Below are 247 nucleotides of genomic sequence, written 5' to 3'. Positions count from 1 at the left end.
AGGATCACCGCGACGACGATCGCCATGCCGCCCTGCACGACCCGAACCTCGGAGCGCAGGTCACCGAAGGCGCCCTTGAGCTCGGCCACCTTGACGTCGACGCCCGCAGCCTCCTCGGCTGCCTCCTGCGCCACCTTCTCGTCGACGCCGCTCGCGCGCAGCGCCGCGAACAGCTTGGCGAGCATCATCGCCACGTCGGTTGCCGCTCCAGTCGGAGGCCTTTCGCCGTTTCGGGCTGGCACGACAG

At 70.0% G+C, this 247-nt stretch carries 1 protein-coding gene; it reads right to left on the bottom strand.

What is annotated here, in order from left to right; translation table 11 throughout:
• On the bottom strand, window positions 1-194 hold a 194-nt coding region (locus ACSNOK_RS35540), incomplete at its 3' end, for a hypothetical protein (RefSeq protein WP_436784801.1).
• Window positions 195-247 lie beyond the last annotated feature (53 nt).

The sequence above is a fragment of the Streptomyces sp. URMC 126 genome, assembly GCF_051386555.1.
Lineage (GTDB): Bacteria > Actinomycetota > Actinomycetes > Streptomycetales > Streptomycetaceae > Streptomyces.
This window is presented reverse-complemented; position numbering and strand designations above follow the sequence as displayed.